The 24,098-nt window shown below is 45.2% G+C and carries 12 protein-coding genes; 9 read left to right on the top strand and 3 right to left on the bottom strand.

Annotation, left to right across the window (positions count from 1 at the left end):
• Positions 1-11: 11 nt before the first annotated feature.
• The gene (locus tag QUA07_RS20935) at positions 12-326 is read right to left on the bottom strand and encodes a hypothetical protein (RefSeq protein ID WP_333328703.1); all 315 of its coding nucleotides are present in this window, start codon (positions 324-326) and stop codon (positions 12-14) included.
• 134 nt (positions 327-460) lie between these two features.
• On the opposite strand from QUA07_RS20935, the gene QUA07_RS20930 reads away from it, so the two are divergent.
• The 8 genes from QUA07_RS20930 (at position 461) to QUA07_RS20895 (ending at position 16,199) form a co-directional block, all read left to right on the top strand.
• Positions 461-796 (top strand): hypothetical protein, encoded by a 336-nt coding sequence (locus tag QUA07_RS20930; protein ID WP_333328700.1) that lies wholly within the window; start codon positions 461-463, stop codon positions 794-796.
• Between the two features lie 544 nt (positions 797-1,340).
• Positions 1,341-2,132, top strand: a complete 792-nt coding sequence (locus QUA07_RS20925; RefSeq protein WP_333328697.1) for a sigma-70 family RNA polymerase sigma factor — start codon at positions 1,341-1,343, stop codon at positions 2,130-2,132.
• On the top strand, positions 2,122-3,282 hold the full coding sequence (locus tag QUA07_RS20920; RefSeq protein ID WP_333328694.1) for a DUF1822 family protein: 1,161 nt from the start codon (positions 2,122-2,124) through the stop codon (positions 3,280-3,282). The genes QUA07_RS20925 and QUA07_RS20920 overlap by 11 nt, the downstream gene beginning before the upstream one ends.
• 31 nt (positions 3,283-3,313) lie before the next feature.
• Positions 3,314-5,209 (top strand): CHAT domain-containing protein, encoded by a 1,896-nt coding sequence (locus QUA07_RS20915; RefSeq protein ID WP_333328691.1) that lies wholly within the window; start codon positions 3,314-3,316, stop codon positions 5,207-5,209.
• Entirely contained in the window at positions 5,206-6,312 is a 1,107-nt protein-coding gene (locus tag QUA07_RS20910) for a hypothetical protein (RefSeq protein ID WP_333328688.1), read from the top strand. Before QUA07_RS20915 ends, QUA07_RS20910 begins: the two co-directional genes overlap by 4 nt.
• 232 nt (positions 6,313-6,544) lie before the next feature.
• The gene (locus tag QUA07_RS20905; RefSeq protein WP_333328686.1) at positions 6,545-7,801 is read left to right on the top strand and encodes an IS4 family transposase; all 1,257 of its coding nucleotides are present in this window, start codon (positions 6,545-6,547) and stop codon (positions 7,799-7,801) included.
• Between the two features lie 455 nt (positions 7,802-8,256).
• Complete coding sequence (locus tag QUA07_RS20900; protein WP_445305904.1) at positions 8,257-14,871, top strand: CHAT domain-containing protein; 6,615 nt, start codon at positions 8,257-8,259, stop codon at positions 14,869-14,871.
• A 320-nt stretch (positions 14,872-15,191) separates the two neighbouring features.
• Positions 15,192-16,199 (top strand): tellurite resistance TerB family protein, encoded by a 1,008-nt coding sequence (locus tag QUA07_RS20895; protein ID WP_333328680.1) that lies wholly within the window; start codon positions 15,192-15,194, stop codon positions 16,197-16,199.
• A gap of 482 nt (positions 16,200-16,681) precedes the next feature.
• Here the strand turns inward: QUA07_RS20895 and QUA07_RS20890 are convergent, their stop codons facing one another.
• Both QUA07_RS20890 and QUA07_RS20885 read right to left on the bottom strand, forming a co-directional pair.
• The gene (locus tag QUA07_RS20890; RefSeq protein WP_333085264.1) at positions 16,682-17,251 is read right to left on the bottom strand and encodes an RNA-binding protein; all 570 of its coding nucleotides are present in this window, start codon (positions 17,249-17,251) and stop codon (positions 16,682-16,684) included.
• Between the two features lie 988 nt (positions 17,252-18,239).
• On the bottom strand, positions 18,240-20,810 hold the full coding sequence (locus QUA07_RS20885) for a zinc metalloprotease HtpX (protein ID WP_333328677.1): 2,571 nt from the start codon (positions 20,808-20,810) through the stop codon (positions 18,240-18,242).
• A 295-nt stretch (positions 20,811-21,105) separates the two neighbouring features.
• On the opposite strand from QUA07_RS20885, the gene QUA07_RS20880 reads away from it, so the two are divergent.
• Positions 21,106-24,042 carry a hypothetical protein gene (locus QUA07_RS20880; RefSeq protein WP_333328673.1) on the top strand — a complete coding sequence of 979 codons (2,937 nt, stop codon included), beginning with the start codon at positions 21,106-21,108 and terminating at the stop codon, positions 24,040-24,042.
• Positions 24,043-24,098: the final 56 nt, after the last annotated feature.

The raw sequence follows: 24,098 nt of genomic DNA, 5'->3' as shown, positions 1-24,098 counted from the left end.
ACTTAAATGGCTTAATTGGTAGACCTCGAAAAACTGCACAAGTATAAATACTTATCGCAAAAGTGACATGCTCCCAAATCATTTCCTGTGCTATCTGTAGTGTTGCGATATTTTATATCTAAATCGATAGCACCTCGGGGAACTGAACTATTAGGGACTAAAAGGTTTCCAGAAAGTTTCCATAACTTATCAAATCCCTCTAAGTCTTGCTGAAACTTTGCAGAAGTAGTGCGAATACCATTAAGGTAAATAAGTTTAATTTTTCCACCTTGTTCAATGAGTTTATCGTAGACTTTATCGAAATCAAATTCTTTAGGAGTAGCCATGATTTTTATCCTCGCGTGGTAGATACAATGTGTTCTGAAAATTGACAAAGCGATTCTATCGACAAGCCCGATCGCACTTCTGCACTTTCTAGCTGTCGTAGATCCGTCATTTACCCAAACTGAAGTCTCGCGAAATGCGATCGCACTTCAAATCTGTCGTCGCAATTACCGGTTCAAATCAACTCAATAAATGCAACCGTGGAAATAGATTAAACCAACATCGGCAGAAGCCCTGTCCAATATTCGTTGGGAATTTGGTTCGGATTGCGATCGGGAAGTTACGCGCGATCGCACTTTTGAATAAATCTCAACAAGTGCGATCGAACTTCGTAATTTCCCTTCTGTATATCTATCAGGGTGAGCTCAGTGGTTTTATGCAAAACTCTCAAGTTTTTTTTGATAAAGTTTTGCAAACACTGGTGAAAGTACGGAATGACAAGTGTTTTCGGGATTTAAGGGCGATCGAATAACGCGCTTTCCCCACATTCCGGCAGGGAATGAATTCCCTGCCTCATAGCACAAGTCCTCTCAAAGAGGACTGATAAATTCTTCAGTCGTCTTCACACGACTTTCGCTATGAGGCAGGGGTTTCAACCCTTGCCGGAGTTCGGGATTGCGACATAGCCGGATTGCGCGATCGATCTGGTTTTCGTTGTTAGCGCCAACGATCGACCCTAAAGCCTGACTTTCGCTTCCATTTACTTATCAGGGTGAGCTCGGTAGTTTTATGCAAAACTCTCAAATTTTTTGATAAAGTTTTGCAAACACTGAGTGAAAGTACGGAACAACGGGTGTTTTCGGGATTTAAGGGCGATCGATCCCACAGCGTGTCTATAAACCGAGTTTACGAGCACCAGTCCTGTTTACAAAACTCAACCTACACTCAAACAGCCAAATCCACCACACAGCAAGATTTTCAACCATCCGCTCAAAAAAACTTTGGCAGTTCGCAAAAAATTTTCTTACTCAACCTGATAAGTAAATGTAGGAACAAAGTTGCGGCCGCACTTAACTATGACTGATAAATCCAACCCCTCCGAGGGAGAAGACCACTTATCCGACGAATCCGATGCTGTTGGGTGCTCAGTAAAATCGGAAAAGTTCGATCGAGCTCCCGCCCACCAGCAAATCCTCGAACTCGTCACCAAAGCTTGCCAGCATCCCCCCGGCAGTATCAGGCGAGGTCATTTCTTGAATCAACTAATTCGAGAGATTCTCAAATCCGGCAAACTCTGGAAACAAAAAACACCTTACTATGAAGAGGCATTGCAAGAAACATGGATCTATCTCAATCGAAATTTATGTGAAGCTACCACAGCAAAACGACCTTACGATCCGGAAGAAAGCCTGATTACGACTTGGTTAAATCGCTATCTCCAAATGCGGCTGTTAGATTGTCGTCAGGCCCCAATAAAAGAAAGTGACACACCAAACCGCCGTCGAATAGCCTCCTCAGAAGGAAAACAAGACGAAGAAACTATCAATCCCATTGACTATCTCGCCGCCGATCCTGATGTAACTTTCTATGTGGACGAAGTTCTCGCATGGATAGAAACCGATCCAAATAACGAGTTAAAAAGCATACACGTTAGAGGAAAACCCCAGATAAATTGTCAAGTTTTATTGCAGCGCAAATGTTTGTACGGTCAAAGTCTTCAAGAACTCGCAAAAGAGTTTGGCTGCGCGCATTCTACTTTATATCAATTGTTCAATAATGACTGCCGTTATCTGCTGCAAAAATTTTGCGAAGACCAAGGATATCAAACTTTAAATATACCAGGAGTGTACCAGAACAATGAACCATAGCAATCTTGGGGAAATCGAATCTTTGCCGATGCCAATTACTCAGAAGGCACTGCAACTTGCTCAGCATTTTGCCACCCAACAGCGCCACCCGCAAAGGCACGAGCAAGTTTATCTCAATACTTTGGCAGTGCTGGCAGTTCGCGATTATCTAAAAATCATCGATATTGAAACTGACTTGACTCAATGCGATAGCTGGAATCCCGTAATTCGCCTGTTTGCAGATGCGGGAGATTTGTATGTTAAAGGATTGGGAAAAATCGAATGCCGTCCAATTAACAATCGGCATCAAAATCCAGAAAATGGCAACCAGAATTCATCGGCACATCCGCCTGAGATTTGCCCAGTGCCTGTGGAAGCAAGGGCAGAACGCATTGGCTATATTGCTGTAGAAATTGATGAGGAGGAAAAGGAAGCGAGATTGCTTGGTTTTTCTCCAACTGCGGAGGCGGGGGAATTAGTATTGAGCGAATTGCATTCCCTGGATAATTTCTTAGGGCATCTAGAACATTTGTTGGAATCTAAAATTAACCTCAGTCAGTGGTTTATGAATGTATTTACGGCTGATTGGCAGCCTTTTGAAGCTGTATTTAACCCGCAGGCAAAAACTTCTCCTGTTGAGATTGAAAATCCGGTTAAATCTAATTTAGGTAATTGGTTGCCAAATGTTGCAGAAATATTTTTGCAGCAATTGGAGGAAGCTAAACAAAAGTTTAAAAACCTAATTTTCCCTGACAAAACCCCCAGTTTTGCATTACGAGGAGGTGGAAAATCGAGAGAAGAATCTGCGTTACAGGGCAGTCAAAGTAGCATCAATAGGTTTCCTGAAGCCGATGTCACGCGGGCTAAGTTGATTGACTTGGGAATGCGGCTGGGAAGGACAACTGTTGCTTTGTTGGTGGCGATTGCTGAAGAGAGCGATCGCACTGTCAGAGTTCACGTTCAACTGCATCCGGCGATCGGAGAACGTTACCTGCCCCAGAATATTAAACTTTCCTTAATATCCGACATCGGTAAAAATCTAACCGAGTCACAATCAAGGATTCAGGAGAGGTACATTTTGCTGAAGGATATTGAAGTAGATCGAGACGAGAGCTTTAGTATTCGAGTAGCTTTAGATGATTTCAGCGTCACAGAAAATTTTGTGGTATGATATCTCGATTAACTCTATTCGCGTCTAATTTATGAGCTTAAGATTTATCTTGGGTTTAGGGATTGGGGATCTACACAAGAGTTTTCCTGACATCACAGGGGAGTTTCAAGAAAACCAAACAACAGTTCATAAATTTAAAGGAAGTTTGCCACCAGCCCCGGAAGTTGATGATCTGCAAAAAAGATGGCAACTTATTTGTCGTGCGGGACAATCTAGCAACATCCTTTCTAGAATTAAAGTTAAGACTACAGGGACAACCAATATTTCTGAAGATAATCCTCAATTAATCTATCAATATTTGAATGAATCTATGAGGCTGTGGCTGAGTAGTGAGGAATTTTATGCGGGAATTGAGGAAAATTTTAGAAGTGTAGTCGATGCAGTTGGTGGCAGAACTCAGTGCTTTGAAGTATTTCTCGAAATCAAAGATTCGGAAAATTGGCATCTGCCTTGGGATGCGTGGAAATTTCGCGAAGATTACAAAAATTGTGAGATAATCAAAAGTCCGTCACAGTATAGAACAGCTCTCAAAAAGGCAACTACAGGAGGAATGCCTCTGCCTTCGCGAGGTAGAATTTTATGTGTATCCGGTAATAGTGACGGACTCGATCTGCGACAAGATCAGAAAAGTCTTCAAAGGTCTTTTGGCGATCGCTGCGATTTACAATTTATTCACCAGCCAACACCGGAAAAGCTACGCGAGAAGTTGTTAGAAGATGAAAAAAATTGGCAGATTTTATATTACGGCGGACATAGCAATAGCAATGCTGTCAAGGGATGGCTGCATATTAATCAAGCAGATTGCGATAATACTGTCACAATAGACTATTTAAAAGAGGGGTTGGAAAAATCAATTTTTCAAGGATTGGAGTTGCTAATTTTAAACTCTTGTTCTAGCCTCCAATTGGCAGCAGATTTAGTTGCGGGAGGCTTGCCTTTACCGGCAATGATTGTGATGCGTGCGCCGATACCAGATAAAATTGCTCACGATTTTGTTAAGTCTTTATTCGGATATTTAAGCAAAGAATATCCTTTGTTTTTAGCAGTACGGAAAGCTAAGGATTATTTACAGAAGTGGGAATCTGAGTTTCCCGGTGCGAGTGCCATACCTGTGCTCTGTCAGCAGCCAACTTTTGACGGGTTGACTTTACTGCAATTAAAGCGCGTGAAGCGCAGCTATCCCGTAGGGAATCGCCCGCTTGTTGCTGTGGGATCTCTTTTGGGTGATACTGAGGGCGATCGCCCAAACAACGATATCTCTATTTTTATTTCTAATTTGATGCAGCGCCTGGGAATCGGTTTAGCTACTACCGCTAGCAGTTATATGTTAATGGGCCCGATACTTGCCCCAGTTGCGAATCAAATTGGCATGGAAAACCACCGTCAAAATAAACCTTTAATTGCTAAATTATTCTACAATTTAGCAAGCTTAATTCACCTGAATTATGCACAAGCATACTATAATTTAGCTATGTTATGCGACGAATTGAATGACGATCAAGGTGCGTTAGAGGCAATGCAAAATGCTGTATTGCGAGGACTTCCTGATGCTTCTGCTCAAATATCTAAATTATTCATCCGCAAGGATAAACATCAACCCGCTTTAAAGGCGATCAACCTTTGTTTAGAAAACGCTAAATACGACGGAGTAAAAGCGGCTTGTATCAAGAATCGCGGCTGGATACGCTTTAAAGAACAGCAATATCATGATGCAGAAATAGATTTCCAAACAGCAATTGGATTGACAGACAATAGCCCTGAAGCTCACTGTTTTTTAGCACGGGTTCTGGAAACTCAAGGTAAGCCACATGAAGCCTTAGAACACTGGAAAAAAACGATTAAATATTCTAAATCTAGCGTACCCGAACAAGAGCAATGTATCCAAAGTGCCAAACAATATTTACGAATAAAAGGAAATATCAAGTGAAAATCAGGATTGCAACTTTTATAGCATTAAGCTCGATCGCAACTACCGCACTAGCAGCCAGTAACAGAATATCCAACGGACTGATTATCCATAGTAGCGGGGAAGTTGCGATCGAGCGCCAAAACGGCCGAATTGTTCGCCCTACCAGCGGTACGCCGATTTATCCGGGAGACAAATTGCGAACTGCACAAAACGCCCAACTGACGATCCAATGTGCTGATTTGGGAATTAAGTCGATCGCACCGGGTGAAAATCAATTGAATAGCTGTTTGTTAGCCAAGGAAAAGTCGAAAGCTGATTGCAGCGCCGACTTGATTAAATGTCCCGATCGCGGCGACGGTAAAATTACCTGGAATAGCGCGCCAATTCCTTATATTATCAGTCCGCGGCGCACGAAATTGCTCGACAGCAAGCCAATTTTGCGGTGGAATCCGGTTGCTGGTGCGACTAGCTATAAGTTGAGTCTCCGGGAAAATGGAGCGAAATTAAACTGGGAAATGACTGTTAACGGTACTGAGGCTGTCTATCCGGGAGAACCGGCGCTGAAACCGGGTGTTAGGTACCGATTGATGGTCGAGGCGAATACGGGCGTTTCTTCAGAAAGTGCTGTGGGAGAAAGAGATACAGAGTTTGAGTTGCTGGATGAGAAGCAGGTTCAGGTTGTTAAGGATGCGGTAGGGGCGATCGACAAACAAGTACCTAACGAAAACGCTAAAAAATTAGCAATTACTACCATTTATCTTAACACAAACTTGATTGCCGAAGCAAGAGAAATTTTAGAAAACTTACAAGAAACAGGCGGGGAAACACCGCCAATTTATCGCACGTTGGGCGATCTGTATCTGGAAAAGCTACAACTGGTTCCCCAGGCTGAAGTCTACTATTCCCAGGCGATTAATACGGCGAAACCTGACGATATTGAGGAGTTGACAGCCGCTCGATACGGATTGGGACAAGTTCATTCAGCGATGAGAAATAATCTGGAAGCTATGAAATATTTGCGAATGGCAAAAGATGGATATACAAGTTTGGGAGATTTGCCAATGGCGGAAAAGGTAGAGAAGCAATTGCGGGATTTGCAAAGAAGGGAACAGAGGAAATAGTTACGGGCTGTGACGTTAATTCCGGCAGGGGTTGTGACGTTAATTCCGGCAGGGAATGAATTCCCTGCCTCAAAGCAAAAGTCCACTAAAGTGGACTGATATCACACTTTTTTATACAGTCTTCTTCAGTTGTGACGTTAATTCCGGCAGGGAATGAATTCCCTGCCTCAAAGCAAAAGTCCACTAAAGTGCAATACGGTTCAGTTAAGGCTCAAACCGTGGTAAATTAGGTATGGTGTCCACAAAAGGAGAGCAAGTTAGCGTGCATCTCAAAGAATTCTCATTAGTATCTCCCAAAATCCCAAGTAAGGAGATATTCAAGGTCATAGAGATAGCAATTCCAGCAAGTGCCATCGAACAAGCTATTGCCAAAACAAATGTTGAAGAGAAACGTCATCGTGCCCTGCCAGCACAACTGGTAGTGTGTCTGGTAATCGCCATGAGTCTGTGGTCAAAAGATTCAATGCGGGATGTCTTAAAAAATTTAATTGATGGTCTTAATGAAGCATGGATAAAAATTGGTAAATATTGGCGATTTCCATGTAAATCGGCAATTACTCAAGCCAGACAAAGATTAGGAGCGGGCGTGATGAGACAGTTGTTTCATTCCTTAGTACGACCAATGGCTACAGTTGAAACAGTAGGAGCTTTTATCAACGAACTCAGAGTCGTAGTGATAGACGGAACCTGCTTAGACCTCCCAGATAGTGATGAAAATGCCAGAGTTTTTGGTCGTCCAGGAAGCCGTCCGGGTACGAGAGCGGCGTTCCCCAAAGCTAGATTAGTGATTTTAGTAGAGGCAGGAACACATTTAATATTTGATGCCTTAATGTGTCCATATAAAATAGGAGAAAGAGTAAGAGCGTTAAAATTGTTACGCTCAGTGGCAGAGGGAATGTTATTGATGTGGGATAGAGGTTTACATTCTTACACGATGGTAGAAGCCACATTCAGTAAAGGTTGTGAGTATTTGGGGCGAATTCCATCCAACGTTAAATTCTTAAACGAAACACAACTAGATGATGGTTCATATTTAAGTTGGATTTATCCATCTGGCAAGTTAAGAAAAAAAGGATTTAAGCCAATACAAGTAAGAGTAATTGAGTACACAATTGAGCATCCCGAACGCCCCGAAGTACAAATTAGATATCGTTTAATTACCAGCTTGTTGGACGCGGAAAAATTTCCTGCCCAGTTCCTTGCCTGTGAATATCATCAACGTTGGGAAGTTGAGAATACGATTGATGAACTGAAAGTACATTTATTAGGACGAAAAACTCATATTCGTTCTCAAAAGCCAAAGGAGGTGGTACAAGAAATTTATGGTTTACTACTAGGACATTGGGCGGTAAGGTCATTAATTTTTCAAGCAGCAAGCAGCGCAGGTGTTTCACCATTGCGTCTTTCTTTTACTGGAACACTACGAGTTATTCGTCGCGCTCTCCCAAAATTTCAGCGGTTACAACCACAGGAACTTCCCTTTTTTTGAATTGGTTAACTTTGGAGATTCTCGATCAAGTTCTACCTGAAAGGGCGAGCGAGAAACAACCCCCGAGTCGTGAAAAAACCTGTCTCAAAATTTCGGTCTAAACAAGTTAAACACAGAGGTACTGGAATCATAATGAATCCTCCTGTATTTATTGTTTTAAGCACTGCATAGCCTTAACTGAACCGTATTGCACTAAAGTGGACTGATATCAAAGTTTTTTCTACAGTCTTCTTCAGCGCACTGTTATCAAAGTTTTTTCTACAGTCCTCTTCAGAGGACTTTCGCTATTAGCCAGGGAATTCATTCCCTGGCGGACTTTGGGACTGTCAGAGGGCGCTGGCGGACTTTCGCAATTATTCAGAGTAAACTCGATATCATCTACTAACAAAACCATGAAATCAACACACATAAAACCCCGCTTTTTCTTCACATTCCTCTCATTCACCACCTTAGTAATGTGGGAAATAGGACTTTTCACCCCATCCCAAACAGCCACAGCCCAAATCACCCCCGCAACCGACGGCACGAATACTCAAATTACTCCCAGCGGCAACCAATTCAACATCAACGGCGGCCAACAATCCGGCGACGGCACAAATCTCTTTCACAGTTTCCAACAATTTGGTTTAACTGAAGGACAAACTGCTAACTTTATATCAAATCCCAATATTCGCAATATTTTAGGGCGAGTTGTCGGCGGCGATGCTTCGCTAATTAACGGCTTAATTCAAATAACTGGCGGCAATTCCAACTTATTTTTAATGAATCCGGCGGGGATTGTTTTCGGCGCAAATTCTAGTTTGAACGTGCCTGCTGCTTTCACTGCGACTACTGCGACGGGCATGGGTTTTGGCAATAATTGGTTTAGTGCGGGTGGTACGAATAATTATGCTTTATTAGTCGGAAATCCTAATAGTTTTGCTTTTACAAATACGCAACCGGGAGGAATTGTCAATTTAGGCAATTTGGCCGTGGGACAAGGGCAAAATTTAACTTTATTGGGCGGCACTGTTTTGAGTACCGGACAACTTTCTGCACCGGGAGGAAATATTATTGTTGCGGCGGTTCCCGGCGAGAGTTTAGTCAGAATTAGTCAACCGGGAAATCTGTTGAGTTTGGAGATTCAGCCGCAATCTGTAGCTGGGAGTTTGCCTCAAAATTGGGTGTTGCCAGTTGCATCTTTGCCGCAGTTGTTGGCGGGTGGCGGGGGAAATGCAACGGGGGTGACAGTCAACGCTGGAGGGCAAATAGAATTAACGGGTTCTGGTTTGCAGGTAGAGAATGGAGATGTCACTGCTAAAGGTGTAAATGCGGACACTGCAACGCTGTCAGCTAATCGCAATTTGACATTAGTTGAAAGTCAGTTGCGTACAACTGGCGATTTGAATTTGCTGGCTGACAATACAGTGCGGGTGCGCGACAGTGTGGCAAATCCGTTTGTGGCAAATGCTGGGGGTAATCTCTACATTCAGGGAAATCAAAGTATCGATCTTTTGGCGCTGAATCATCTTTCGCAAACGCCTTTTGTGAGCGGCGGAAATTTGACTTTAGCGAGTGATGGCATGATATCTACAGATGCTCACTTTAGAAGTGGCAGTAATATGTCAATTCTCGATTTGTCGGGTAGACCTGCTAATTTCATCAGTTTATATGATCCAATATTTACGCAGCCCAATGACTATATATCTGGGGGATATACGGGGGCTTCCCTCAAGGTAGATACGACTTCAGGTACTGGAAGTATTACTTTTAACGGTGGGATTTCAATCACAAGTCCAGATGCAGCTTTTGCTAATGCTTCTCCTGGTACAGATGAATTTATTTTGGCTACTTCGCGATCGATAATTTTGCGATCTGGTGGCAACATTCAAGTAGGAGGAATTGACAATTATAACAACCAGCCCAATAACGTAGGTCCTATAATTATGCAAGCTACAGGCAACATACAAGCGGGAGTTATTTCAGTCTCTAATATAGCGGGTGATGCTGGTTATATATCTTTGAGTGCTGGGGGAAATATTTCAACAGAAGGACTTCTTGCTAAGAATATTTCTGGTAATGGCGTTGGCGGTGATATTACGGTGAATGCAGGTGGCAGCTTTACTTTTATAGCAGGAAATACAGCGGGTGCGGAAAATATAACTACTTCCGCACCTAATGGAGGGGGTAATATTACCATTAAAGCAAAAAACGATATCTTGATTGGCTGTGCTACTTCCTGGTTTTGTTTAGAAACTGTTAGTAGGGATAATGGTTTCATCAAGGCTAATGGAAATAGCGGTAATGTTAGTATCATCAGCGAACAGGGTTCTATTATTTTCCAGACTCCCCGATCTATAGATACGAGTAATAGCGCTCCTCTCGGCATTCCTGGCTCTGTCAATGTACAAGCAAGAGGGAATATTACTTTAGGTGAGATATTAACCTACAGTGAAGACCCTTCACAATCTGATGGTGCAAATATCAATATTACGAGCGTAAATGGCAATATCCAGCTTGGCGAAATCAATAATTCTTCAGATGGCGGTAATAGTGGCAATATTACTCTGTTTACCAGTGGAAATATTATAACAGGTAACGTATTAAACTATGGTAAATTGCAAGGCGGAATTGTTAATTTTACTAGCACGAATGGCAGCATCACTATAGGAAAATTAAATGCAACCAGCTCTCAGGATTCAGGAAATGCTACGATTTTTTTACCGGACAATGGTGGATCAATTACTTTGAGTGCCGATCGCAATATTACGACTGGCAATCTCAATGTAGCGGCGAATCAAGACGGCGGCCCGATCGCACTTACGAGCACTGCCGGTTCCATAAATACCGGAGCGATAGATGTCACGGGCGATCGCGCTGCTGGAAATATTACTATTCAAGCCAGCACCGGCATCACAACACCGACAACAGGAACCGCTATCACGGCTACTTCTAATAACGGCAACGGTAGCAATGTTACTTTATCTACTACTAGCGGTGACATTAATATAGGCGATGTCTTAGTATCGGGAATACAGGGTGGAAATCTTAAGTTTACTAATAGCAATGGCAATATTACTACAGATCAGCTATTGACAAGTTATGACGGTTCATCTCCCGATCTTAAAACTAATATAGGCGGCAATGTTAATCTAAATGCTGGGGGAAATATTACTACCAGCGACATCCGGGCGATCGGCAATCAAGACGGCGGCTCAATAACTTTCAAAAGCGGCGGGGCGATCGACACTACCGCCGGAATCATCAATGCGATCGGCGGTAACAACGGCGGCAATATTTCCCTCGAAGCTGGAACCAACATCAGTACGGCAGGAATTGGTAGCGCCCTCTTATTAAGCGGCTTCAATGCCAATAGTGGCAATCTTCGCATTCAAAGCGGCGGTAATATCGACACAACAGCAGGCCCAATTATTACCGCTGCGGCAAATGGTAAGGGTGGAGATATCACCATAAATGCTGGCGGAACTGTTTCGACATCGGATATTAATTCCCGCACTTTCGCTCCCAGTATTACTGTGACTGGTGGCAATATTGATGTCAAGGCAAATGACTCTATTACTGCCCGTGGCAAGATAGAAACTAACCGCAATAATATTACTTTTAACGCTCCGGTAACATTAGGTAATAACCTGTCGGTCAAAATTTTAGATACTGGCGATATTACTTTTAAGTCTACTGTTGACGGGCCTTACAGTCTGACTGTTCAACCCGATGCGGGAAGTGTTGATTTTGGTGATGCTGTGGGCAGTGTCTCTCCCCTCAACAGCGTCAGTATTCAAGATGATATTTCCGAAACGTCCGGTGCTATTAACATTATTACTACGAATAATATTACCGCCCAAAATATCACCTCACCCGCCGGAATTTCTTTGTTTAGTGAGAACGGAGAAATCACAACTAAAAATCTTGATGCGACTTCCCCTAACACTGGCGGTAATATCGATCTGAGCGCTGGAACTAATATTGCTGCAGGCGATATCAATACATCGTCTGCTGGTAATGGCGGCAGTATCTTGCTCGACGCTACCGGAAGTATTAATGTTGGTAAAATTGACTCTTCGGCTGAGGGGAATGCAGGGAATGTCACGGCTTATAACCGCAGTGCTGCGGGCGATATTACTGCGAGTCAAATTAACGCTCAAAGTAGTCTCGGCAAGGGTACGGGAGGCAATGTCGAGATTCAGATGGGAAGGTTTTTTCGATCGATCAATTCCTTCACAGACAGAAACGGCATCAATGCTAGCATTTCTACGGCTGGAAATCCTGGAGATAGCAGGGGCGGTACTATAATTATCCGCCACGGGGGCGCAGGATTAACGCCGTTTATTGTGGGTGATTCTGCCATAAATGGAACGGCGGGTGCAATTACTAGGGGAAATTCTAATCCTATTCAAACAATTTTGCGGGATAACTCCTATCTTTATACTCACAAACAGGATGTCGATCGCATTCAAATTATCTCCGTGCCGCCGCCAATAGTTGCACCGACACCCGCAGCCGCAGCTACTCCCACGCCCGCACCGACACCCGCAGCCACTCCCACCCCCGCACCGACACCCGCAGCCACTCCCACCCCCGCACCAGCAGCTACTCCAACGCCTGCACCCGCCCCCGCAGCTACTCCCACGCCCGCACCCACACCCGCAGCTACTCCCACGCCTGCACCCACACCCGCAGATACTCCAGCGCCCGTAAGCACACCTTCACGGCAACTCCCACCGCGTTTACCCGTCGCACCTTCAGCAACACCGGAAAGCTCGATCGCACCTTCGGCAACACCGGAAAGCTCGATCGCACCTTTCCCAATTCCCCAAATATTTATCGCACCTGCCCCAATTCCCGAAACTTCGATCGCACCTTCGGCAACACCCGATCCGATACCTGGTTTTCCCCTCGACTTCCGACTACCTGAATTGCCCGATTCATTCGTACTGCCACCCCGCGCGCGCCCCACACAGCCCTCAACACCCACAACGCCAAACGCTGCTGCCCGCATAGCTTCGACACCTACCCTTCCCTCTGTTTCCCAAATCACCTCCTCCCTCGCCTCTCAACCTACGATCGCCCCCCAACCTTCAAACGCGCCAAATCCAGCGCCTGCAGCTCCTCTTGGCTCTGTAACCCAGCCTGTAACTCAGATTCAGCCAGCACCTCCAACCTTGATCGTACCTGCGGCTGCAAGTGCGATCGTACCCGTGCCTACAAGTGCGATCGTACCCGCACCCGCTGTCAGCCCAAGCCAAACTCCCCAACAGGAGTTAGCTTTTTTAATTGGCGATTTATTGGGAGCACAAACCTCGATCAACCAAAATACTGAAACGGGAAATACCGAATTAGATTGGAATCGTAACAATGAAACAATTATCTCCCTAGAACTCCCTTACACCCCGTCAGTTAACACCATTGCCGGAGCCGAAGCAAATAACCTAATTTCTTTACAGCCATCTACTGACAATTTAACTGTTTCAGTCGCAGAAACTCCGCCAGAAATAATCGATCAAACTCCTAGTTTACCGATTGCTAATTCTGAACCATTTGATTTCAATCTTTCGGATGTTTGGGAGAGAATGGCTGCAATAAATACAGCGCCAGTTCAAGATTCACCGACTATTACTCCAGCGCCCGCACCAATTCCCGCACCAACTCCAATTCCCGCACCAACTCCATCGCCTGCAACAATTCCAGCCCCCGCCCCAACTCCCGCGCCAACTCCCACTCCCCCTCCGATCGCAGAAAATCCCGCACCTGCAGATATCCCAAATATCTTTCCCTCACAAAGCAGATTGCTCGTGGAACAAACTTTAGAACAAGGCAATGCTAACGATGCTATTGCTCTAATTGACCAGCTCTTTGAACAAGACTACGAAAATTATTATGGGGAAAATTTCACGGATAAAAAAATCAACGTTCAATATCTGAGAGAAACTCTGAAAACAATTAAGGAGGAAACCGGGAAGCAAGCTGTAATTGTTTACGCGATCGTCCGTCTCGAAGAATTATCCCTAGTGTTAGTAGTTCCAGACGGCCCTCCGATTCTCAGAAATATTCCTGTATCTAACGCAGTTTTGCTGGAAAAAGTGGCAGAATTTCATCGCTCTTTGGGTCAACCAAATGATTTGCAACGTGAAGAACATTTGCCCATTTCTCAGCAACTTTACCAGTGGTTAATTGCGCCGATTAGTTCAAATTTAGAAGCATTAAATATAGATACGCTAGTGTTTTGCTTTGATGCTGGTTTGCGCCAACTGCCACTATCCGCTTTGCACGACGGCAAGCAATTTCTAGTAGAAAAGTACAGTGTAGGATCACTTCCCAGTGTCAGCTTGACTAACACCAATTATCAAAGTTTGAAAAACGCTCAAGTTTTAGCAATGGGTGCTTCCGAATTTCCCCACACTGATAAACCTCCTTTGCGTGCGGTGCCGATCGAATTATCTACGATCGCCGGGAGGAGAACAGAAACGCAAAATCAAGCAGCATTTCCCTTGTGGCAAGGCCGCTCTTTTCTCAATCAAGACTTTACCCTAGAAAACCTGAGAAAGCAGCGAGAACAACAGGCATTTGGAATCGTTCACTTAGCTACTCACGCCAGTTTTCCTCAAGGCGAAAATGGAAGAAGAGAAGCTGAGATTGATTTGTGGGACAGCTCTTTGGCACTGGATGAATTTAGGTTGGCGAAGTGGTACCATCGTCGACAAGTCGAGTTATTAGTGCTGAGTGCGTGCGAAACTGCGATCGGTGACAGTACAGCAGCAGAAATGGGTTTTGCTGGACTGGCCGTCCGCAGCGGTGTAAAATCAGCTTTGGCAAGTTTGTGGAAAGTTAATGATATCGGCACTTTGGGACTGATGACGGAGTTTTATGGCAATTTGCGATCGGCCCCAATTAAAGCTGAAGCGCTCAGAAAAGCTCAACTGGCAATGATCCACAAACAAATTGTAGTAAAAGACGGTCAATTGCGGGGAACTCAAGGCGCGATCGACATTAATCAAGCCACACAAGTAGCAAATGCAGATTTATCTCATCCCAAGTTTTGGGCCGGATTCACAATAATTGGCAGTCCTTGGTAATAGGCGATATCGGCAGGGAAACGGCACAGTGCCGTGTCGGGTGCGATATCTGTAGGGAAACAGCACGGCGCCGTGTCCGGCGCCCAGAGTATCCCTGACCGAAAGCATCCAGGATACAAGCCCCGGATTCATTCCGAAAGCAGACTCAGGACCCAGAAATAAAAAACCTGTATCCGATAAAGGAGCCCCCGAATTGATCCGTGGGGTCAATTCTAAAATCTAAAATCTAAAATCTAAAATCTAAAATCGATTGACGACTATCTTTTTATGTCATAAATTTGCTATGAATAGCAAAACTAAACACTAGCGGGGCAAAACCTGTGGCCAAGTTTGATAAAATATTCAATTCAGAAGACCAATCCGAAGCAAGCTTGACTTTAGAAGAATCAGTAGCAGCGGTAGCATTTGTGGCAGCAGAGGCAAATTCCCCTGACACGGATGCTGATATCTTAGAAAGCATACTTTGGGAATCCGAAATATTTGCTGAATACTCGGAAGATGATATGTCAGCAATGTTTCAAAGACTCGCCGGTATTGTCGCCCAAGATGGTTTAGGAGCATTATTTAATACTGCTTGGGAATCTATGCCAGATGAGTTAGTTTTGGATACTTTTGCAATAACCGCAGCAATGTTTGTCGCCGATGGCGAAATATCCCAGAAGCACGAGGCTTTTCTCCAAGAATTCCAGCAAGCATTAGGTGTGGAAGATGAGGAAGCAGCAGAAATTATTGAGGATGTAATTGCTGCTTACTCGGAAGTAGAGGGCGAAGAGTCTGATTTCGATGCGGCATGGTACGTATCTCCTGAAGGCAATTTTAGCGTTCCCATTCCAGTTGATGATCAACGAGGCGGTAAAATTGATGATCAAGAAAGCTGTGTCGCATTTTCAGATGACTTTGGCGTTTTGCTGAAAATTGATTATTTCCCTGTTGCTGGTGAAGTGGAAGAAACAATCGAGTCGGTTGGCGAGGAAGCTTATCTCAAGTCTTTTCTCGACAATTTTGTTTCTCAGGCAATTCTTGCTAATGTTGCCAATTCTAAGTTACTCCACGCGGAATATTTAGAAGATGAAGAAGCTTATTTCGTGGTTGTCGATTTGCCTGCGGGTGCAACTATCAGCGTGCAAGAAAACGATGGCTCTCTGACTCGACTGGATGCTTACCGGGGACTTATGGCTTTTATTGCTGACGATTTTTGCTACACGGTAAGCTGTCAGCGAATTTATCAGGAGGGGGATGAATTGGGTTCCCTGGAGTCTGAAGTTGAGGGAATTATGAACAAGATTTTTGAGTTTATTGAGACAATCGAATTCGGGCCGATCGAATAAAAATGACTTGTTTAGACGGGCTAAAAACCTGGTTTCTTTCTAGATGTCTCGCTGCTCAACCCTATATTTTTAGAGAAACCGGGTTTTTTTGCCAACCATTCTCAGGATATGAGATCAATTCTGGTCACTCCTCCGGAATTGTTGACTGTTGACTGTTGACTGTTGACTGTTGACGGGCGGGTCGAAAAACTGAATGGTTGAGTGTTAACTGTTGACTCGATTTTATTATTCCGATGCAACCGGAAACGATATGACATCGTGTTCGGTTGATCGACCAAAATCTAACTGGTTGGTAGTCAGGACTTGAGTTTTCATTACTTGCCCGATCGCGCTTATTTTACCGCACTGCTAGATATTAGAGGTTTTTTACTATAAAAGAGTGCGATCGAGAACAGGGTTTTTTGACCGATTCTCGATCGCACTTCCAGATACATTCAGTCAACCACAGTCGAGAGGCAGCAGCAATTAGCCGCCATTTGCGACTAATTAGTAGTCTGAGCTTCCACCAATCTTTGCTTGAGTTCTTCCAGAGCACTCGCCCAGCGCGGATCTGGCTGCACCGAGCCGGAATCAGGGCTCGACACCGTTGCTGCTGACTGATTGCGGCGAGACTTGTTGTTGTCACCCCGACGGCGATTGCTTTTGCTGGAACCGCCTCCACCTTGGGTAGGAGGAGCCGAAGCAGAGCGCTGCTGTTGCTGGGGCGCAGGCACAGGCATAGGCACAGACGCCGATGCCGACACCAACTGCGGTGACTGCGGCGACTGCTGCTGATCGTCTTCGCCCTTCTCAGATTTACCCTTAGAGCGGGGCAATGCCTTCTCTATTTTCAGCGGGTTTTCTTTGAACATCAAGCCGTTATATTTCTCAATAACTTGGTCGGCTTGTTCGTCGGTTAGCACCGTCACAAAACCGAATCCTCTGCATTTTCCTGTTTTGCGGTCTGTAATTACCTTGGTGGTAACAGATTCGCCCTCCGGTGCAAAAACTTCTTGCAATTCTAGGCGATCGAGTTCCTTCGGTAGATTGCCAACATAAAGACGAATAGACATGAAAATTTCCTCCCGACTTGGGTTTTAATTAATTTGCTCGAACAGAATTACCTGAAGTCAACTGAATATTTACTTCAGGCAAACACCACATAACCCGAGAATTGGCGCATTCCTCCCACCAACCTTGACAGATCCCCCCACCTTTTAGAACCAAAAGATGATTTACTCTGATAAGGCCGGAACTTAACCGCCGATGCAGAGAGCTTTTAAATCTCAGGTTGTTGTGTAAACTTTTAGTCATCACTCAAATGTTTAGGCTATTGGCTATTCTGTATTACTTGCTTCCGGTTTTGATTCAGAATGTTTATAGCCAGCGCCGTCTAGAAATTTATGTCCAAGGATGTCAATTGCAAGCGATCGGAATGCCAGTATTCAGTTTAATACAGTGATGGATAAAATGGCTAACATTTTTTCAGCCAGTAATCTTACCTCGATCCTAATCTCGCTCCTAATGCTGAGAACTACTCATTTACCCGGTATCCCTTAAATCAGGCCCGGCAGAGTCCGAGCATTCTTTAAAGGTATCACAGCCTTGGTAACAGAGCTAGTTATTTAGGAAGATTTCAGTCTGAATTTAACGGAAACCACATCTCAATCACTTTTGAGAATTCATCCCGCACAGCAAAAATAGCGGTAGAAAAAAAAACAGCCGACAAGCGGCTGCCAGTACTTGCTGTGTTGGGGTGTTGACAATCTTTACGCAATGCCTTAAGGGATTTTAGCCAACTGAAGTTATCGCGCTATTTGGTTCAATCCAATTCATGTAAACTAATGTAACAGAGGGCTGGCAAAAAAGCAACTTTTCTTTACGAGGGAAGTTCGGCAACGGATTTTGTAACGGATGTAACGGATGTAACGGATGTAACGGATAGACTCTAGGGTGCCTAGGGAGCAACTCCAGAATCCGATCGCCCCTCCGCTGTTTAACTCAAAACTAATCCTGGCTGCGCGTTGAGACCGATTCACGCCAAAATCGGACAACTCTTCCTCACCTTGGGCCCTGGATAATAATGTAGGCGCCCCAAAAAGCAGCAGCAAAAGCCAAAATCGCAGACCAAATCGGATGTCCGCTGTCACTAACCCTCCCTCCTTGACTGCTGAGACTTTCAAGGTCGATCGCCACAGTAGCACCCCGGCGCAGCCAACCAGTCGCCACAACAGATGTTCCGATCAAATCGCTAGGGCGAGTAGTCTCTTTGAACAAAAATGGCCATAAAGAGCCAATGTAGCCAAACCTGGAAACATAGTGCAACCTCACCAACCCTGTCGCCGTTTGCAAAATCAAATCTTGTCCCAGCCAATTACTCATACCCGATCGACCCAAAAGTTGGCCTTCCAGCCGCACCGGTTCAGCATCCAGCGGCAAACTCTCAGGATTTGACAAAATTTCCGGCAAACTCGGCGAAGCGGTTTCTCGCGGTGTAATGTCCGGGAAGAAATAATTGATCCGCATCAAAGTACCGATGCTAAATCCGATCGGCAAACAGCCCCAAATAATCGATCGATCGCCCCAAAGCCAATCCAACTGCCAGATACTCGTCCTCGAAAAAATCCCCCCAATCAGCCAAAGCACCCCGACTATCGCCAAACTCATCGGAATTCCAAAAAACGGCGCACCCTGTAAAAATAGTTTTGAGTCTTTAAATTCGATTATTGACTTAAACAGAGACAATTTTCCTTTCCTGGGTTGTTCTTGCACTCCCGCGTTTGCCAAATCTAACTCTGTCTCTAGCTTCCAGAATTGAGCATAAAGAGCCAACAGCTTCAAACGCTCTCCCAGCAAAGGATGCGCGCGGTTAACCGTCAACCAATTGCGCTCGCGATTGCTGACATCCCACAGCAAAATCTGTTCTAGCGGCGCGTGTAATGCAGCAGAACCAAGGGTTACAGCTTGTCCAACGCCTACAGGTAACAAGAGATCGAAACTTTCGAGGAAAAAGCTAGTTTGTTTTTGCTGCTCGATATTAGCAGCAATGCCGATCGCAATTTTAGACAAGGCCCGCGTCAAACCGTTAGGATTACCCGTAATTTCCGCAGCAGTACGATCGCTAAAATACACTCTGCGGCGCGACAGCCACAACATCGGCCACCTGAACAACTTATAAATCCCGTAACTCGTAGCAGAAATTGCAGCGGCCACAAATTTGACAGCAGAACGCAAAAACTCGATCGTCATTAAATCACACAACCGCTCTTGCCAGTGCGCCACCTGCCAATAAATCAAGTAAGGAATCTGAATCACCAGCAGCGCCAGCGACATCGGCGCAAAATCCCAGTGATAAATGTGCACCAACTCCCGCGCGAAAATAGTAGCAATTTCATCATCCGTCAACTGTTCCAACAGCCCGCGACTCACAGCAATCCGAGCAAAACGGGGCAAACCGCCGTAACTGAAAGCTACAGGAACATTCAGCGGCAAGAGTTTCAGCACCGGCACCGGCATATTTTGCTTGGTACAAAAACTTCGCAGTACCCGACTAGCTTCCTTGCTGTGCTTCGATAAAACTGACCCGCGCAGAGTTTCGATGCCGCAAAACAGTTTCAGCAGCGCGTCTATCAGCCAGGGAGACGAGGCCAAAAGCAATCCAAAAACCATCTGAACAAACGGAGTTGGATCGCGGTAAAAAAGCTGAATCGGCGCGAAAATAGGCAGTCTAGTGAATATGTAAAGCTGAACTAATAGAGAATTAGTGTTTGTCAGCAGGAATTGCAGGACAAACCGGGCTAGGAAAAATAGGGCGAGCGCACTTGCAACGGCTTGTATCCGAAACTCCAGCAACTTCAGCGGTTTGAGCGGGCGCGGGCTTTTCGCGCGGCCTGCTTCGCGCCAAGTGAGTTGGTAAATATCTGGGCTGGCGACTCCGGGGATATCTGTTGGGGAACCGGAACTATTTTCGCCGCTAATTTCTGTATCGGGTGCGGTTTCTGTAGGGGCGGTGCCCCCGTGCCCGCCCTCTGATGTCGGGCGAATCGGCGGTGTGGGGGGTGGAGGTGGCGGAGAAATATGTGGCGATTTGGTGTTTCCAGGCTCTACAACCGGCTCTAAAGGTAAAAATCCTGTTTTTTTGTCTAGGGTTGGTCGATCGCCCCCAAGCGATTTTTTCGGCGATTTAGTTCCGGCATCAAAGGCGACAAAGCCTGTTTCGGGGGGAGTTTCTGCGGATTTTGGTTTATTTTCCGGTGGTTTTGGGGGGCGAGGGGGGGTTAATTCTTTTAAAGCGCGATCGGCCCAAGTTTTGACTTGAGAGTTGGGACTTTTGGCGAGGGAAGAGCACAGGGCGATCGCCTTTTTGACATTACCGGTTGCTTTGTATGCAGCCACCAACCCCATCTGCGCGCGGATTCCCGACGGCTGATTAGCTGCGGTTTTGGTAACTGATTCTAAAATGGCGATCGCGGTGGGGTAATCCTGCTGTTTCAAAGCTGCTAGCCCAGCCTCTAGAGACTGTTTTGCAGATGAATCCGCCGGATTTGGATTAGTGGGAGGTGCCATGACTGTGCTTTCGCTAGCGTCCTTTCTAAGATAGCTTGGCTGGTCGATCGATAGCTGTTCTAACACAGCTATATTTCTCTGTCACCATTTGTTGCAGTTTCTTCGGCGGTTGAAACCGCTTAATAGTCAAACTTTCGGCCACTCTCAGCGGACGATCGTTGCGATCGGGCAGGAGTTTAAACCCCTGCCTCAAAGTTAAAGTCTTCGCTATGAAGACTGAAGATTTATGCTAAATCCGGGTTAAATACTTCCTTTATCTCTTAGTCCGCGAAGGCGGACTTTGTTTGACAAGAAGCGATTTCAATCGCCGATTCAATCTAATTTTTGCTTATAATTAAATTAACACCTCACCCGCACACTTATGCCAATTGACGACGAAGATTTTGAAAGCGAATCAATCGGGGACGATCGCAAACTCCAACTCTTCACCGACAGATACGAATTTACCCGCCGATTTGCCTTTTATTTAAACGAAGACCCGCCTCCAGAACAAATTTTGTATTTTTTCGGGGATGGAGGCAACGGCAAGTCATTGCTGCTAAAACACTTGGAGTTTCACTGCTGCAAAAGATTTGCACCGGAGGTGTGGCAAAAATGGCGCGAACTCCCTGACTCGCAAGCCGCCGAAGTTGCTAATTTCGTCCGCTATGCAGCAGCTAAAACCTACACTCCCATCCCCGCAGTCAGGCACGATTTCGGATTGATACCGATTAAAGAAGATAAACCGCAAGATAGATTTTACGGCTTGCTGATGCTGCGGCGCAATATTGCAGCAGGCACTAAAAAATATAAATTTAAATTTCCCAATTATGACTTTGCTTGCTTTTGGTATTTGCTGAACAAAGGCGAATCACAGGCAACTCTCAACCAACTTTTCCCCGATGATGTGGCGGAATTAGTGGTACCTATAATTGAAACTTTTGCAGATTTTCCGGTGGTGGCGCAAGCGGTGGCGGTGCTCAAAGGGATAGATAAATTGGGCGGCATCAAGCGGGCGATGAAATTAATTCAAAATCGCTTGGGCGTCAGCGATGAAAAGGCGGAGGAAATTCGCCGTCTAGATATTGATACTGAGTTAACCGACTATTTGCCGAAATTGTTCGCTGGGGATTTGAATGCGACAATGGCTGGCAAAAATAAACCCGCTCGCCTCGTGATGCTGTTCGATACTCATGAGAAAATGTGGGATGAAAAACGCAATTCTCAAGGCGCAACTTTTTGGTATCAAGATGAGTGGTTTCGGCGGTTGTTGAGGGCCTTGGATTACAAATTGGGGATTGTAGTTGTTGTGGCGGGGCGAGAGTGTCCGGTGACGCAATTGCGGTGGCCGAATGCGTCGAGGTTTCCGATTCCTGAAGATTATATAGATGCACAATTGGTGTGGCATTTGTCGCCGGATGATGCGAGGGATTACTTGCACAAAGTGAAGATTGACAAGACAGATTTGGCAGATGCTGTGATTAAATATGCCAGCGTCAATCCCGACGATCCTTGGGAAAATTTGCAGGTACATCCGTTTTATTTGGGTTTGTGCACGGATGCGGTGCTGGCAGAAAGAAAGCGGGGAATTGAGTTGATGTCGTCGGATTTTGCGCGGATTCCGAAGTTGGAAAACAAGACTGCGGAATTAACAGATCGGTTGCTCAGTTATGTCGATCGCGAAGTGCGATCTGCCGTGCATTCGCTGAGTGCTAGCCGCGCTTTTGATGAAGATTTGTACGTGAAATTGGGATCGGGTTGCCACTTCCAGGCAAGCAGTGCAAATTTTGAGATGTTGACGGGTTTTTCCTTTGTGTGGAAATCGCAGAAGCGGGGGGATAACTGGTATCGGATTCACGATTTATTGCGACGATTGGATGCCGATCGGGACGATCCGAAAACTCGCAAAGCTCATGAAATTTTAGAGCGGCATTACCGAGAAGTGGGGAATGTGGCGGAGGCAATTTTTCATGCTAATCGCTTGGATTGGCAGCGAGGTGTAGAAGAATGGAAAGAGGTGTTTGATGAAGCTTTGGAAAAAAGTCGCTATGGGGAATGCAAGTCGCTGCTGGAAGTTAGAGATGAGTTGTGGATTAAAAGTGATTATTGGCTTGGTAGAGTTTCGCGATCGGAGGGAGATTACTATGCTCAGTTTGCTCGATATGTAGAGGCAAAACAAGAATATTTAGAGGCAGTTGCAGCCTATAATTCTGCTTTACTTATTGCACCGGATGATATCAATGCTCTCAACAACAAAGGGAATGCGCTGCAAAGTCTGGGTAAATTGCAAGCAAAGCTAAGTGAATTTGAGGCAGCAAAACAGTCTTACTTTGAGGCGCTCGCAGCCTATAATTCTGGTTTACTTATTGCACCGGATTTTATCAATGCTCTCGCCAGCAAAGGGATTGCGCTACTACGTCTGGGTAAATTGCAAGCAGAGCTCAGTGAATTTGAGGCAGCAAAACTTTCTTACTTTGAGGCGATCGCAGCCTGTAATTCTGCTTTACTTATTGCACCGGATTTTATCTGTGCTCTCAACAGCAAAGGGATTGCGCTACTACGTCTGGGTAATTTGCAAGCAATCCTAAGTGAATTTGAGGCGGCAAAACAGTCTTACTTTGAAGCGCTCGCAGCCTGTAATTCTGCTTTACTTATTGCACCGGATGATATCGCTGCTCTCAAAAACAAAGGGAATGCGCTGCGAAGTCTGGGTGAATTACAAGCAAAGCTCAGTGAATTTGAGGCGGCAAAACAGTCTTACTTTGAAGCGCTCGCATCCTGTAATTCTGCTTTACTTATTGCACCGGATGATATCGCTGCTCTCCACAACAAAGGGAATGCGCTGCAAAGTCTGGGTGAATTGCAAGCAAAGCTAAGTGAATTTGAGGCGGCAAAACAGTCTTACTTTGAGGCCATCGCTGCCTTGAATTCTGTTTTACTTATTGCACCGGATGATCTCGGTGTTCTCAACAACAAAGGGAAGGCGCTGTTAAGCCTGGGTAAATTGCAAGCACAGCTAAGTGAATTTGAGGCGGCAAAACAGTCTTGCTTTGAGGCGCTCGCAGCCTTGAATTCTGTTTTACTTATTGCACCGGATTATATCGCTGCTCTCACCAACAAAGGAAATGCGCTGCGATGTCTGGGTGATTTGCAAGAAAAATTATTTGAGAGACAGGAAGCACTCAAGAATTGGCAAGAGGCGCTGGAAATGTTCGATCGCTCTTTAGCCATTGCTCCTAATCGCGATTGGACTCGCAATAGCCGCGATTGGCTGCAAGAATTTATCGATAATTTGGGTGAGGATACTGTCAGCAGTTAGCTCGATCGAAATGAGTAAAGACGCGGCATTCATTCCCTGCCTTAAACCGACAGCCC

This window comes from Microcoleus sp. T3_A4 (assembly GCF_036700465.1).
Taxonomy (GTDB): domain Bacteria; phylum Cyanobacteriota; class Cyanobacteriia; order Cyanobacteriales; family Microcoleaceae; genus Microcoleus.
The sequence above is the reverse complement of the archived record's forward strand: the minus strand, read 5'-3'. Positions and strand labels throughout refer to the sequence as shown.

Excerpts from the sequence above, each read along its gene's own strand:
- QUA07_RS20890 (WP_333085264.1), bottom strand. The coding sequence starts at position 17,251 with ATGTCTATTCGTCTTTATGTTGGCAATCTACCGAAGGAACTCGATCGC.
- QUA07_RS20925 (WP_333328697.1), top strand. The coding sequence starts at position 1,341 with ATGACTGATAAATCCAACCCCTCCGAGGGAGAAGACCACTTATCCGAC.
- QUA07_RS20880 (WP_333328673.1), top strand. The coding sequence starts at position 21,106 with ATGCCAATTGACGACGAAGATTTTGAAAGCGAATCAATCGGGGACGAT.
- QUA07_RS20930 (WP_333328700.1), top strand. The coding sequence starts at position 461 with ATGCGATCGCACTTCAAATCTGTCGTCGCAATTACCGGTTCAAATCAA.
- QUA07_RS20920 (WP_333328694.1), top strand. The coding sequence starts at position 2,122 with ATGAACCATAGCAATCTTGGGGAAATCGAATCTTTGCCGATGCCAATT.
- QUA07_RS20935 (WP_333328703.1), bottom strand. The coding sequence starts at position 326 with ATGGCTACTCCTAAAGAATTTGATTTCGATAAAGTCTACGATAAACTC.
- QUA07_RS20900 (WP_445305904.1), top strand. The coding sequence starts at position 8,257 with ATGTGGGAAATAGGACTTTTCACCCCATCCCAAACAGCCACAGCCCAA.
- QUA07_RS20905 (WP_333328686.1), top strand. The coding sequence starts at position 6,545 with ATGGTGTCCACAAAAGGAGAGCAAGTTAGCGTGCATCTCAAAGAATTC.
- QUA07_RS20915 (WP_333328691.1), top strand. The coding sequence starts at position 3,314 with ATGAGCTTAAGATTTATCTTGGGTTTAGGGATTGGGGATCTACACAAG.